This window comes from Streptomyces sp. NPDC056061 (assembly GCF_042266885.1).
In the GTDB taxonomy this organism is placed as follows: Bacteria; Actinomycetota; Actinomycetes; order Streptomycetales; family Streptomycetaceae; genus Streptomyces.
Genome location: NZ_JBHJWQ010000015.1, coordinates 75474 through 89241 on the forward strand (window position 1 = coordinate 75474; position 13768 = coordinate 89241).

Annotated in this window: 13 protein-coding genes and 2 pseudogenes; 10 read left to right on the forward strand and 5 right to left on the reverse strand. The window is 71.0% G+C overall.

The genetic code is table 11. The features are described 5' to 3' along the window. Positions 1-13 precede the first annotated feature (13 nt). Positions 14-1690, forward strand: a complete 1677-nt coding sequence (locus ACFC79_RS21435; protein ID WP_376242380.1) for an AMP-binding protein — start codon at positions 14-16, stop codon at positions 1688-1690. Continuing rightward, positions 1687-3294 (forward strand): AMP-binding protein, encoded by a 1608-nt coding sequence (locus tag ACFC79_RS21440; protein ID WP_376242382.1) that lies wholly within the window; start codon positions 1687-1689, stop codon positions 3292-3294. The genes ACFC79_RS21435 and ACFC79_RS21440 overlap by 4 nt, the downstream gene beginning before the upstream one ends. A gap of 29 nt (positions 3295-3323) precedes the next feature. On the opposite strand, the gene ACFC79_RS21445 is transcribed toward ACFC79_RS21440, so the two are convergent. The 3 genes and pseudogenes from ACFC79_RS21445 to ACFC79_RS21455 form a co-directional block, all read right to left on the reverse strand. Next, positions 3324-3557, reverse strand: a complete 234-nt coding sequence (locus ACFC79_RS21445) for a hypothetical protein (protein ID WP_376242384.1) — start codon at positions 3555-3557, stop codon at positions 3324-3326. A gap of 93 nt (positions 3558-3650) precedes the next feature. Further along, the gene (locus ACFC79_RS21450) at positions 3651-4187 is read right to left on the reverse strand and encodes a GNAT family N-acetyltransferase (RefSeq protein WP_376242589.1); all 537 of its coding nucleotides are present in this window, start codon (positions 4185-4187) and stop codon (positions 3651-3653) included. Between the two features lie 81 nt (positions 4188-4268). Continuing rightward, a pseudogene (locus tag ACFC79_RS21455) lies at positions 4269-4985 on the reverse strand (hypothetical protein); the annotation flags it as partial. Between the two features lie 644 nt (positions 4986-5629). Between ACFC79_RS21455 and ACFC79_RS21460 the strand changes: the two are divergent. The 8 genes and pseudogenes from ACFC79_RS21460 to ACFC79_RS21495 form a co-directional block, all read left to right on the forward strand. Then, positions 5630-6022: pseudogene (locus ACFC79_RS21460) on the forward strand (lactonase family protein); the annotation flags it as partial. 133 nt (positions 6023-6155) lie between these two features. After that, the gene (locus tag ACFC79_RS21465; RefSeq protein ID WP_376242385.1) at positions 6156-6395 is read left to right on the forward strand and encodes a hypothetical protein; all 240 of its coding nucleotides are present in this window, start codon (positions 6156-6158) and stop codon (positions 6393-6395) included. Further along, positions 6392-6769 carry a helix-turn-helix domain-containing protein gene (locus ACFC79_RS21470; protein ID WP_376242387.1) on the forward strand — a complete coding sequence of 126 codons (378 nt, stop codon included), beginning with the start codon at positions 6392-6394 and terminating at the stop codon, positions 6767-6769. The genes ACFC79_RS21465 and ACFC79_RS21470 overlap by 4 nt, the downstream gene beginning before the upstream one ends. A gap of 190 nt (positions 6770-6959) precedes the next feature. Continuing rightward, a complete protein-coding gene (gene uraD / locus ACFC79_RS21475) occupies positions 6960-7493 on the forward strand; it encodes a 2-oxo-4-hydroxy-4-carboxy-5-ureidoimidazoline decarboxylase (RefSeq protein ID WP_376242389.1) in 534 nt (177 codons plus the stop codon). Positions 7494-7498: 5 nt separating this feature from the next. Next, complete coding sequence (gene uraH, locus ACFC79_RS21480) at positions 7499-7891, forward strand: hydroxyisourate hydrolase (RefSeq protein WP_376242391.1); 393 nt, start codon at positions 7499-7501, stop codon at positions 7889-7891. 7 nt (positions 7892-7898) lie between these two features. Further along, positions 7899-8846, forward strand: a complete 948-nt coding sequence (gene pucL, locus ACFC79_RS21485) for a factor-independent urate hydroxylase (RefSeq protein ID WP_376242393.1) — start codon at positions 7899-7901, stop codon at positions 8844-8846. Positions 8847-9055: 209 nt separating this feature from the next. Next, complete coding sequence (locus ACFC79_RS21490) at positions 9056-10453, forward strand: 8-oxoguanine deaminase (protein WP_376242395.1); 1398 nt, start codon at positions 9056-9058, stop codon at positions 10451-10453. Positions 10454-10706: 253 nt separating this feature from the next. Next, positions 10707-12251 (forward strand): nucleobase:cation symporter-2 family protein, encoded by a 1545-nt coding sequence (locus ACFC79_RS21495; protein WP_376242397.1) that lies wholly within the window; start codon positions 10707-10709, stop codon positions 12249-12251. A 101-nt stretch (positions 12252-12352) separates the two neighbouring features. Here the strand turns inward: ACFC79_RS21495 and ACFC79_RS21500 are convergent, their stop codons facing one another. Both ACFC79_RS21500 and ACFC79_RS21505 read right to left on the reverse strand, forming a co-directional pair. Beyond that, positions 12353-13237, reverse strand: coding sequence for a chitosanase (locus ACFC79_RS21500; RefSeq protein ID WP_376242399.1), 885 nt, complete (start codon positions 13235-13237; stop codon positions 12353-12355). Positions 13238-13450: 213 nt separating this feature from the next. After that, complete coding sequence (locus ACFC79_RS21505) at positions 13451-13759, reverse strand: SH3 domain-containing protein (protein WP_376242401.1); 309 nt, start codon at positions 13757-13759, stop codon at positions 13451-13453. Positions 13760-13768 lie beyond the last annotated feature (9 nt).

The following is a 13768-nucleotide window of genomic DNA, read 5'->3' on the forward strand; positions in this document are numbered from 1 at the left end:
ATGAGGAGGGCACATGTCGGCAACCAACGCGACGGAGACGTTCCGGGCCGCCCGGGACTTTCTGCTGCGGCACCGCGAGGACTACCACGCGGCCTACGAAGGCTTCCGCTGGCCCCGGACCGACCATTTCAACTGGGCGCTCGACTGGTTCGACGCCATCGCGGAGAACAACGACCGCACCGCGCTGCACATCGTGGAGGAGGACGGGACCCGTACCGAGGTCTCCTTCGCCCGGATGTCCGAGCGCTCCGGCCAGGTGGCGAACTGGCTGCGCGCACAGGGGGTGCGGGCCGGAGACCGGATCCTCGTCATGCTCGGCAACCAGGTCGAGCTGTGGGAGACCGCCCTCGCCGCGATGAAGCTGCGCGCCGTCGTCATCCCGGCCACCCCGCTCCTGGGTCCGGTCGACCTGCGGGACCGGGTGGAGCGCGGCCGGGTCCGCCACGTCCTGGTGCGCGACGCCGACACCACCAAGTTCGACGAGGTGCCCGGCACCTACACCCGGATCGCCGTCGGCGCACAGGTGCCCGGCTGGCGCTCGTACACCGGCGCCGACGACCAGCCGCGGACCTACCGGGCGGATCGCGAGACGGACGCCGACGAGCCGCTGATGCTCTATTTCACCTCCGGCACGACCGCCAGCCCCAAGCTCGTCGAGCACACCCATGTCTCGTACCCGGTGGGCCACTTGTCGACGATGTACTGGATCGGCCTCAAGCCCGGCGACGTGCACCTCAACATCTCCTCGCCCGGCTGGGCCAAGCACGCCTGGTCGAACCTCTTCGCCCCCTGGACCGCCGAGGCGACCGTCTTCATCTTCAACTACACCCGCTTCGACGCGGCCAGGCTGATGGCCGAGATGGACCGCGCCGGCGTCACCAGCTTCTGTGCCCCGCCCACTGTCTGGCGGATGCTCATCCAGGCCGATCTCTCCGAGCTGAAGAACCCGCCGCGCGAGGTCGTGGCCGCCGGGGAACCGCTGAACCCCGAGGTCATCGAGACGGTGCGGCGCGTCTGGGGCGTCACCATCCGCGACGGCTTCGGCCAGACCGAGACCTCCGTGCAGGTCGCCAACACACCGGGCCAGCTGCTGAAGGCCGGGTCGATGGGACGGCCCAGCCCGGGCTTCCGGATCGAACTCCTCGACCCGGTCACCGGCGAGCCCGGCGCCACCGAGGGCGAGATCTCCCTCGATCTGTCGGAACGCCCGGTGGGGCTGATGACCGGCTACCACGGCGACCCGGACCGGACCGCGGACGCGATGGCGGGCGGCTACTACCGCACCGGCGACATCGGCTCCCGCGACGCGGACGGCTACATCACCTACGTCGGCCGGGCCGACGACGTCTTCAAGGCGTCCGATTACAAGATCTCGCCGTTCGAGCTGGAGAGCGCCCTGCTGGAGCACGAGGCGGTCGCCGAGGCCGCGGTCGTCCCGGCCCCCGATCCGGTGCGGCTCGCGGTGCCGAAGGCGTACGTCGTGCTCGCCGAGGGCTGGGAGCCCGGCCCCGACACCGCCAAGGTGCTGTTCGACCACTCCCGGTCGGTCCTCGCCCCGTACAAGCGGGTCCGCAAGCTGGAGTTCGCCGAGCTGCCCAAGACCGTCTCCGGCAAGATCCGCCGCATCGAGCTGCGGGAGCGCACTGCGCAGGGCACCGGCACCGAGTACGACGAGGGGGACCTGCGATGACCGAACTGTCCTACGCCCACGGCACCGGCACCACGGCGCTGCTCGGCGACACGATCGGGCGCAATCTCGACCGTGCCGTCGAGGCGTTCGGCGACCGCGAGGCGCTCGTCGACGTCTCCTCGGGACGGCGCTGGACGTACACCGAGTTCGGCGCCGCCGTCGACGAACTGGCCCGCGCCCTGATGGGGTCCGGCATCGCCAAGGGGGACCGGGTCGGGATCTGGGCGGTCAACTGCCCCGAGTGGGTGCTCACGCAGTACGCCACTGCCCGGATCGGCGCCGTCATGGTCAACATCAACCCGGCCTACCGGGCGCACGAGCTGAAGTACGTGCTCAACCAGGCCGGGGTATCGCTCCTGATCTCCTCGCTCTCGCACCGCACCAGTGACTACCGTGCCCTGGTCGGCAAGGTCCGCGCCGACTGTCCCGCGCTGCGCGCCGTGCACTACATCGGCGATCCGTCCTGGGACGAACTCCTTGCCGCGGCCCCCTCCGTGACGGTGGACCGGCTCGCCGCCCGGGAAGCCGAGCTGTCCTGCGACGACCCGATCAACATCCAGTACACCTCCGGCACCACCGGCTTCCCCAAGGGCGCCACGCTCTCGCACCACAGCATCCTCAACAACGGCTACTTCGTCGGGGAGCTGATCGCCTACACCGAACAGGACCGGGTCTGCCTGCCGGTCCCCTTCTACCACTGCTTCGGCATGGTCATGGGCAATCTCGGGATCACCTCGCACGGCGCCTGCATCGTCATCCCGGCCCCCGCCTTCGAGCCGGCCGCCGTGCTGGCGGCCGTCGAGCAGGAGCGCTGCACCTCGCTCTACGGCGTCCCCACGATGTTCATCGCGGAGCTGAACCTTCCGAATTTCGCCTCGTACGACCTGTCCTCGCTGCGCACCGGCATCATGGCCGGATCACCGTGTCCGGTCGAGGTGATGAAACGGGTCGTCGCCGAGATGCACATGGACGAGGTGTCCATCTGCTACGGCATGACGGAGACCTCGCCGGTCTCCACCCAGACCCGCCGGGACGACGACCTGGAACGCCGTACCGGCACGGTCGGCCGTGTCATGCCGCACCTGGAGGTCAAGGTCGTCGATCCGGTCACCGGGGTGACCCTGGAGCGTGGCGCCGCGGGCGAACTGTGCACCCGAGGCTACAGCGTGATGCTCGGCTACTGGGAGAATCCCGAGCGCACCGCGCAGGTGATCGATGCGGGCCGGTGGATGCACACCGGGGACCTCGCGGTGATGCGGCAGGACGGCTACGTGGAGATCGTCGGCCGGATCAAGGACGTGATCATCCGGGGCGGCGAGAACGTCTATCCGAGGGAGGTCGAGGAGTTCCTCCACGGCCACCCGAAGATCGCGGACGTGCAGGTGGTGGGAGTGCCGGACGACACCTACGGGGAGGAGGTCCTGGCCTGCGTCATCCCCAAGGACCCGGCGGACCCGCCGAGCCTGGACGAGGTGACCGAGCACTGCCGCGAGCAGTTGGCGCACTACAAGATCCCGCGCGGGCTCCGGATCCTGGAGAGCTTCCCGATGACGGTCAGCGGGAAGGTCCGGAAGATCGAACTGCGGGAGGGATACGGCGCGTAGGGATGTGCGGGCCCGCGGCCCGGGTGCGGTCAGGCGGCCTCGATGATGTCGCCGGCACCGCCCCGGGTCGCGGCCGCCCACTCGATCAGCAGGACCTCGTAGGCGGCGGACTCCACGGAGGACCAGTCCTGTCCGGCCCGCGCGTCGACAAGGGCCCGTATCGCCTCGTTCGCCTCGGCGGCGGACGGGCGGGCCGGTCTGGGCGACCGGGACCGGCGCGCGGCGATGGTGGTGGGTGGCGTATGCCGTGGAGTTAAGGCCATGTGCACCACTTTAGGGCCCGCCACCGACAATGCATCGAACATATGCCCCCCATGGCCTGAACGTGACCGATCGCACTCGGTGTTGTCGGTCGGTCACGCCCCGACGCGGTCCTCCCGGGGGTGCGGGAGTTCGCGTCGCATGCAGAGCCGCGGCCAGCGGTCCAGGCCGTGTTCCGCTTCCTCCGCCCTGATCTTCCGCAGGCCGTCGGTGAGTTCCGCGTCGTCGAGCGCGCGGAACCCGAGCCGGGTGTAGTACGGGGCGTTCCACGGGACGTGGCGGAATGTCGTCAGCGTGAGTGCCGTCAGTCCCTGACGCTCCGCCCATCCGGCGAGGTGGTCGATGAGCCCGGAACCGATACCGCGGCGGGCGGCGGACGGATGCACGGAGACCTGCTCGATGTGGGCGGCGCCGTCGACGAGATCGGCGATCAGGTAGCCGATCGGGCGGTCGTCGGGGTCCGCGGCGACCCAGGCCCGCCCCGCCAGCCGATAGCGGTCCAGCAGGTCGAGCGGCGGCGGGTCGTCGTCCGCGATGGCCGTCATGCCGAGCGCGCGGAACGCTTCGCCGGCCCCCCGTTCGATGTCCTGCAACAGGGGAAGATCGGGGCGGCGGGCGGTACGGATGCGCATGGGGGCCAGTATGACGCCCGGGGCGGAACCCGGAACGACCGGGCGGCCGGACGCCCGGCGCCCCGGGACCGGACGACGTCGGGCGCCGCTGCCGATCAGCTCGTCCGCGGGTCCGTTGGCCGGCCGCGGCGTTCCCGTGTCATCCATCACGAAGAGCGGGACGCCGAGTCCGTCCGCCCGTTCCCCGGCGTCCCGCGCATAGCCGGAGAGCGAGAAGAACACGCACGCGACGGAGGCGGAGAGGGCGTTCAGCCACAGGCATTCGACATCGCGCGACGTCGTCGGCCGACCAACCGTGTCGACCCGGGCGATCAGACCGCCGGCCCGCAGATCGATCCGGTCGGGGGAGCGGCCGTCCGGCCGGACCGTGTCGTGGTAGCCCAGCAGGCGCAGATATCCGGCGGCGTTCGCGACGGCGTCGTGTGCCGTACGGATGGGGCGTGGGCGGAACGCGGGCCGAGGTGCCGGCGCCGTGGGCGGCGGTGGACCGGGGGCGGTCCGGGCACCGTCGGCGGTGCCGGGATCGCCGGGGGGCGGCGGGGCCGGAGCGACCGGTATCCGCAGCACCGCCGCGCAAGGGCAGCACAACTCCGGCTGCGGCCACTGGTCGACACGGCCGCAGGCGGCACAGCGCACCGCCACCCAGTCGTCGTTCCAGGAGCGGTGGGTGATCGGCGCCACCGGGGCGCCGCGCAGGAGGGGCGGGGCGGTCGGCGCACCGCACGGACACGGGTAGACCTGCGCGCTGTACGTGTGTGCGGCCCGGCAGACCGGGCAGCGTACCGGCACCGGTTCCACCCTGCCCCTCCTCCCTGCTCGTTCCGAATGCTCCTCCCGGCGCCCCGGCGCCCCGGCCGTCGGGCCGGCACGCGCGACGGGTCGGCTGCCGCCGCGCACCGGGACGCACCGGCGCCGACGGGGCGCCGAGCGGCTGCGCACCGGTGTCCCATGCTTCACCAACTGCGCGGTTCCCGGAGGGGATTCGGCGTACTTCGTGCCTTCGCGGACCGACGGTCCGGGCACGTCCGGCGTCCCTTGACGGCAGTTCGGCCGCACCCCAGATTCAATTCCACATAACAGAATTCATATTCCGCATCGCGGAAATGCGGAAGTGGTCCATGCGGTATCGGAGCTCTCAGGCGGCGCGACGGAGCCCGACGCCACCCGGTCCGAGCAGGAGCACTCCATGCCCCGAATGACCGCTGCCCGAGCGGCAGTCGAAATCCTCAAGCGAGAAGGCGTCGGCTGAACGCGTCCGAGCGCCCGCCACTCGCCGCGCGGCCCGCTCGTGCGCACCGTCCCCCGCTCGCGACCCCCGCTCTCGCCCCCCGTACAAGGTGCTTCGCATGAATTCCGCCATCAGTCGGCGCACCGTCCTCGGCGCCCTTCTCGCCGGTGCCGCCCTGTCCGCAACCTCCACCCCACCCCGCCCCGCCCCGCAGCCCCCGCGCCGCGCCCTCACGCCCGGCACCCCGCTGTCCACCGGGACCGGCGGCGGCACCAACTACCCCGCCCAGTTCGCGGTCACCGGCGACGGCCGGTTCGCCTACCTCGCCAACCGGGGGCACAACAGCCTGACGTGCTACGCCATCGAGGACGACGGGGCCGCACTGCGGCTGCTCGACACCGTGCCGGTCGGCGGCGACTTTCCCCGGCAGATCGCCCTCTCGCCGGACGGGCGGCTGCTCTTCGCGGCGAACCAGCGGTCGAGCACCGTGACGGTCTTCCGGGTCGGCGCCGCGGACGGCGGTCTGACCCGCGCCGGTGACGCCTTCCCGTTCCCGGTCGCCGTCTGCGTCCTGCCGTACCGGGCACCGGTGCCGACGCGCCACTGAGCGCACGCCGCCACCGGGCGGGGCCGCCCCATCGGCACGGAAGCGGTCCGGGATTCGTCCATTAGGGTCGGGCCCCGAGCTGCGGGCCACTCGGACGCGGCGAACGCAAGTGGGAGGCACAGTGCGATTGAGAGTGGAATTCACCACCGAGCCCTTCGATCTCGACGAGGCGCCCGCCCACGCGGTCGTGGCCCGCGAGGTCATCCAGTCGGCCGAACTCGACGCCGTGGATGTCGGCCCCTTCGGCAACACGGCGGAGGGCGGCGCGGACCGGGTGCTCGCCGCGGTGGACAGCCTGCTGCGCAGCGCCCTCGCGTCGGGCGCCACCCGGGTGTCGCTCCAGGTCAACGTGATCGGGGAGGACGCGAAGTGACCGAGCCGGCCGACCACCCCCTCGTCGCGGCGGTCAAGCCGCTCGTCGACGCCATGGGCGCCGAACTGCTCGGGCCCGAGCAGGCGTGCGGCGACGACGTGGTGCTGACCTGGGAGGGCGAGGAGGTCGTCGCCGTCCGGCTGCCCCAGCTCTCGGAGTCGCTCGACCACATCCTGGCCGCCATGGAGCGGCGGCACGGCATGCCGCTCGCCGAGCTCGATCGCAGGACCAAGCAGTCGGTGGTGCGGAGCCTGGAGGCGCGCGGCGCGTTCTCGGTACGGCACGGCGTGGAGACCGTCGCGGGCGCGCTGGGTGTCAGCCGCTTCACCGTCTACAACTACCTCAACAGGGAAAACGCCTCCAGGGAACGGTAGTTGGGGTCACCGGTGCGCGAGTGCCGTCGAGGCCGCGAAGGGCCGTCGTCCGGAATGCCGGGCGGCGGCCCTTCGCGTTCGCGGGATTTCAACAAAGTGTTGACGTGATGTTGTGGAGGGCGTTAGCTATGCGCAGCCCGACCGACGCGGAGCGCCGTACCGCACCGCGAGAACAGCCACGGAGGCTCCCGTGACTTCGAGCTCCACACCGGGCCTCGCCCGGTTCAACACCCTGGCGGACGACGAGGTCGCGGCCGTGCTGCACGAGGTGTGCGCGAGCACCGCGTGGGGGAGAGCGGTCCTCTCCCGGCGCCCGTACACCACCGCGGAGGACCTCTTCTCCGCGAGCGACACGGCAACGGCCGCACTGGCCGCTCCGGACCTCGCCGAGGCGATGGCAGGACATCCGCCGATCGGCCGCCCGAAGCCCGGCGACCCGACGTCCTCCCGCGAACAGCGGGGGATGGCCGACGCCTCCGAGGAACTCAGGGCCGAGATGCTCGAACTGAACCTGGCCTACCAGGAACGGTTCGGACACGTCTTCCTGATCTGCGCCACCGGAGCCACCGGTGAGCGGATGCGTGACGCGGTGAGGTCCCGGATCGGGAACTCGCCGGAGCGGGAGCGCGAGCACGTACGCACCGAACTCGGCAAGATCAACCGCATCCGGCTCACCCGTCTCCTGACGGACGACGCGCACCGGATCGCAACGGAAAGAGAGTGAAGGTCTTGAGCACCTCCGCCACCGCATCGGTGTCCACCCACATCCTGGACACCAGCACCGGCCGTCCCGCCGCGGCCGTCGCCGTCCGGATCGCCGCCCGAGGCGGTGCGGACGCCCCGTGGACCGCGCTCGGCGGCTCCACCACCGACGCGGACGGACGCTGCAAGGACCTGCCGGCACCACCGGAGGGCACCACCCACGTACGGCTCGACTTCGACACCGAGACGTACTTCGCCAGCAAGAGGCAAGCCGAGGTGCAGCAGGACGCCCCCAGCGAAAGGGACCGCGGCGCGTTCTTTCCCGAGGTGGCGATCACCTTTGCCGTCGCCGCGGGCGAGCACTACCACGTACCGCTGCTGCTCAACCCGTTCGGCTACTCCGTTTACCGAGGGAGCTAGCACCGACATGACCGCCGATTCCGCCCGCCCCCGCCCTGTCGTTCTCGGCCAGAACCAGTACGGCAAGGCGGAGAACCGCGTCGTCAGGATCACCCGGGACGGCGACACCCACCACATCAAGGACCTCAACGTCTCCGTCGCCCTCTCCGGCGACATGGAGGACGTCCACTACTCCGGTTCCAACGCCCACGTCCTGCCGACCGACACCACCAAGAACACGGTGTACGCGTTCGCCAAGGAACACGGCATCGAATCGGCCGAGCAGTTCGGCATCCACCTCGCCCGGCACTTCGTGACGTCGCAGGAGCCGATCGAGATGGCGCGCATCCGGATCGAGGAGTACGCCTGGGAGCGCATCGCCACCTCCGATGCCAACTCGCGGTTCATCGGCGCCGACGAGGTCAAGCACTCCTTCGTGCGCCGGGGCCAGGAGACGCGCACCACCCAGATCACCTTCGACGGCGAGACGTGGCAGGTCGTCTCGGGGCTCAAGGACCTCGTGGTGATGAACTCCACCCACTCCGAGTTCTGGGGCTACGTCAAGGACGAGTACACGACGCTCAAGGAGGCGCACGACCGCATCCTCGCGACCGAGGTGTCCGCCAGGTGGCGGTTCAACTGGACCGGTGACGAGGAGCGAATGCCGAACTGGGAGAAGTCCTACGAGCAGACCCGCAAGCACATGCTCCAGGCATTCGCCGAGACGTACTCCCTCTCCCTCCAGCAGACCCTGTACCAAATGGGCTCGCGCGTCATCAACAGCCGCAGCGAGATCGACGAGATCCGTTTCTCGCTGCCGAACAAGCATCACTTCCTCGTGGACCTGGAGCCGTTCGGTCTCAAGAACGACAACGAGGTCTACTTCGCGGCGGACCGCCCGTACGGTCTGATCGAGGCCACCGTGCTGCGGGACGGCACCGAGCCGCAGATTCCGGTCGACATGACCAACCTCTGACGCGGCGCCGCGCAGGCCGCGCCCGCACCGCCCCGGGCGCGGCCGGCCGGACCGGAGGGAGCCCCGTGGCACCGTCGGCACCCGGGCCCGCGCAAGCGGAAGGCCCTCGTCCCACCCCGCTCCGGACCGCGGTCCGCCCGGTGGACGAGAAGCTCCGCCCCGCACGGCTCGCCCCCGTGCCCGTACCGCCGGAGAGAGAAGGAAGCGCCATGGCAGCAAAGGCAGCGCCCGAGCACGTGGAACGCATCGTCATCGAGAACTGCGCGATCGCGACCGTCGACGCCGACGACACCGAGTACGCCTCGGGGCACCTCGTCGTCGCGGGCAACCGCATCGAGTCGGTCGGCGCGGGCCGGGCCCCCGCGGGTCTGGAGAACGTCGTGCGCCGCATCGACGGCACCGGGCACCTGGCCACCCCCGGCCTGGTCAACACCCACCACCACTTCTACCAGTGGATCACCCGCGGCCTCGCCACCGACCACAACCTGTTCGACTGGCTGGTCGCGCTGTACCCGACGTGGGCGCGGATCGACGAGCCGATGGTCCGCGCCGCCGCGCAGGGTTCGCTCGCCATGATGGCGCGCGGCGGCGTCACCACCGCCATGGATCACCACTACGTGTACCCGCGGGGCTCGGGCGACCTGTCCGGCGTCATCATCGGGGCCGCCCGCGACATGGGCGTGCGGTTCACCCTCGCCCGGGGCTCCATGGACCGCAGCGAGAAGGACGGCGGACTGCCGCCGGACTTCGCCGTGGAGACCCTGGACGGCGCGCTCGCCGCGACCGAGGCCACCGTCGATGCCCACCACGACGCCTCGCCGGACGCGATGATCCAGATCGCCGTCGCACCGTGCTCCCCGTTCTCCATCTCCACCGAACTCCTGTGCGAGGGCGCCGAACTGGCTCGCCGCAAGGGCGTGCGCATGCACACCCACGGCTCGGAGACCGTCGAGGAGGAGAAGTTCTGCCACGAACTCTTCGGCATGGGGCCCACCGACTACTTCGCCTCGACCGGATGGCTCGGCGACGACGTGTGGATGGCGCACTGCGTCCACATGAACGACTCCGACGTCGCCGCCTTCGCCCGCACCGGAACGGGCGTCGCGCACTGCCCCTCGTCCAACGCCCGGCTCGCCGCGGGCATCGCCCGGGTGCCGGACATGCTCGCGGCCGGTGTCCCGGTCGGTCTCGGCGTCGACGGCACCGCCTCCAACGAGTCCGGCGAACTCCACACCGAACTGCGCAACGCCCTCCTCGTCAACCGCCTCGGCGCCCACCGCGAAAAGGCGCTGACCGCCCGCCAGGCCCTGCGCCTGGGGACCCACGGCGGGGCCCGGCTACTCGGCCGGGCCGACCGGATCGGCTCCCTGGAGCCCGGCAAGCTCGCCGACCTGGTGCTCTGGAAGCTGGACACCCTCGCCCACGCGTCCATCGCCGACCCGGTCACCGCGCTCGTCCTCGGTGCCCCGGCCCCGGTCACTCTCTCCCTCGTCGACGGCAGGCCGGTCGTCGAGGAGGGACATCTGACCGGCGCGGACGAGGACGCCATCGCCCGCGCCACCCGCGAGGAGGCCCGCCGCCTCGCGCGAATCGCCGCCGGGGCCTGACCCCGGACGCCCCGGGACCGGCCGGCCGAGGGGGACGGCCCATGGCCGGCCGCCGCGGATCCGAGCGGGGGTCCGCGGTCAACCGGTGCGGGGCGCACACCCGTTGTGCGCCCCGCACCGGCGAGGAGAGCTGCCCGCACCAGTTGCCGCACGACCTGCCTCACCCACCCTCCCACCTGCACCGATGCACCACTCGCACCACCTCCCTGACACCCACGTCACCGCAGACGTGTCACCGACCGGAGGAACCGCCGTGGCAGCCAAGCCCAGGCATCGCAACGACGCAGTCGCAGCCCCCGCCCCCGCCCCCACGCCCGCCCCCGCCCCCGCCCCCACGCCCGCCTCGGAACCGGCCGCGGAACCGGCCGAACGGAAACATCCGGTCGACGAGATGCTCCCCCCGCTGAAGCTGTTCACCAGCGGCCTCCAGCACGTGGCCGCCATGTACGCGGGCGTGGTGGCCCCACCGATGATCGTGGGACCCGCCGTGGGCCTCACCGCCCGGGAGACCGCCTTCCTGATGGGGGCGAGCCTCTTCACCGCGGGACTCGCCACCCTGCTCCAGACCCTCGGCATCTGGCGCATCGGTGCCCGACTGCCGTTCGTCAACGGTGTCTCCTTCGCCGGTGTGACACCCATGGTGGCGATCGGCAAGGACCGCGGACACGACGGCATCGCCGTCATCTTCGGCGCGATCGTCGTCGCCGGTCTGCTCGGCTTCCTGCTCGCCCCCTACTTCTGCAAACTCGTCAGCCTCTTCCCACCCGTCGTCACCGGCACCGTGATCACCCTGATCGGCGTCTCGCTGCTGCCGGTCGCCTTCACCTGGTCGCAGGGCGGTGACGCCGAGGCCCCCGACTACGGCTCGACGACCCACATCACCATGGCCGCCGTCACCATGGTGATCGTGCTCGCCCTGCGCAAACTCCTGCGCGGCTTCCTCCAGCAGATCGCCATCCTGCTCGGCCTGGTCGCCGGCACCCTGATCGCGATCCCGGTCGGGATCACCGACTTCGGGGCGATCGGGGACGCCGGCCTGTTCGGCTTCCCGACACCGTTCCACTTCGGGGCGCCGCGGTTCGAGATCGCCGCGATCGTCTCCATGTGCATCGTGATGCTGGTCTGCATGACCGAGTCCACCGCGGACATGCTGGCCCTCGGCAGGATCGTCGACCGCCCGGCCGACGAGCGGACCATCGGGCGAGGACTGCGCGCCGACACCCTGGGCAGCGCGATCAGCCCGCTCTTCAACGGCTTCATGTGCAGTGCCTTCGCCCAGAACATCGGACTCGTCGCGATGACCGGGGTCCGCAGCCGCTTCGTGGTGGCCTCCGGCGGCGGCATCCTGATCCTGCTCGGATTGATGCCCGTCGCCGCGTCCGTCATCGCGCTCGTCCCGCTGCCCGTCCTCGGCGGCGCCGGCATCGTGCTCTTCGGGTCGGTCGCCGCGAGCGGCATCCAGACGCTGGCGAACGCCGCGATGGAGAAGGGCGAGAACGCGCTGATCGTGGCCGCGGCCCTCGGCATCGGCCTGATCCCGATCGCCGCGCCGGACTTCTACCACGCCCTCCCCGAGGACCTGCTCGTCGTGCTCGACTCCGGCATCTCCACCGGGTGCGTCGTGGCGATCCTGCTGAACCTGGCCTTCAACCACCTCGGCCGGAAGCCGGAGCAGGATCTGCCGGACGGGGACGGGGACGGGGACGGGGACGGGGACGGGGACGGGGACGGGGACGGGGACGGGACGAAGCCGCCGGAGCAGAGCCCGCAGGCCGCCGCCCCGGCCGCGGAGCGCTGACCGCAGCCACCGGCGGTCACACGCCCTCGGGACGTCGGCGCGGCGCGTACCACGGCCCGCTTCGGGACCGCCGTACGCGCCGCGCCCGTGCACCGGCCCGGTCAGCCGATGTGGTAGCTGTCGCCGTACACCTTCCAGTCGAGCGGCGGATTCAGATTCAGATTGCCCTTCTTGAGGAACACCCGCTGGGCGGTGTCCACCCGGCTGGTGTCCGAGTGGGCCTCCTCCTGCTTCATCGCCCACACCCGGGCGTCCAGGAAGGCGTTGAGGTACGCGACCTCGTCGCCGCCCTGGGCCGGCGGCTTCGCCTTCGCGAGGGCACGCTTGCGGATGGCGCCGAAGCCGGTGCTGTCGTCGCCGTCGCCGTGCATGACGATGGCGTCGTAGTACGCGAACTGGCCGAGCGTGCCGATGCCGTCGGCCTTGCCCTGCTTGACGGCAGGGTTGAAGTACACCCGGTCGCGCTCGTCGTTCTGCGCCTGCTTGAACGCGGAGTCGGACGCCGCCTTCGCCCAGTCCTTGGTGAAGTTCGGGTCGAGACCCTCGTGCGAGTCGGAGCCGTTGACCTTGCGCAGCGCGGGGAGGTACTTCGCGAGGACGTTGTCCGGCTTGCGCGCGGTGTACAGCTCGACGAGATCCAGCATGTCGCCGGTGCCGGAGCAGAAGCCGATGATGCCCGCGGTGTAGCCGCGGCCGTCGTCGATGTCCTCGATGTACCTGTACTGGGACTTCCAGTCCAGCGAGGAGTTCTCCGCGCTGGACACCAGCTTCATGGCGATCTCCTTCTTCGCCGGGTCGTCGAGCCCGGTCGCGGCGGCAGCCCGCTCGGCGTTCGCCGCCGTTCGCTGCTGGGCCGTCGCCGAGTGCGTGGGGGCTCCGGCGTGGGCCGCGACCGGGACCGCCGCGAGGGCGACCCCGACCGCGATGACCGCGATGCGCACGGAGCGGGGGCTGCGTCGTGCGGTGCGCCTGTGGGGAGCGTGCACCAGTCCTCCAAGAGGGGGTTCATCGTTCTGTCGGTCTGTTAGGAAGCTTTCCTATCAGAGTGGTTGAGTGTCGTACACCCCTGCCGCACGAGGAATCGGGGGCGCCCCGTCCCGGTGCCGCTCGCACCGGCAGGCCGAAGGCCCCGCACCACGCGGCAGACGCGGTGCGGGGCCTTCGGTGTCCAGGCGCTCCGGCGATCGGATCTATCGGCGTCAGCAGTTCAGGTACGCCACGTGGATCCAGACGCCGGTGGGGCCGCCCCACAGGTTGCCCATGACCCAGTTGCCCTGCGTGCCGCGCTTGTCGAGGTTCTGACCCTTGTTCACCTGGCCCAGGACCGGGTAGTTCTCGCCCGGTCCGCCACGGAAGTTCACCCTGTTGTCGTTGACGGTGCAGACAGCGGCCGGAGCCTGCACGGCCCGCGCGGCGGCGGGGGTCTGCACGGCCTGGGCGGCGGGCCCGAAGGCCAGCCCCAGTCCGGCAGCCAGGACCGCTGCGGCCGGCGTCATCTTCTTCATCATGTGAATGAT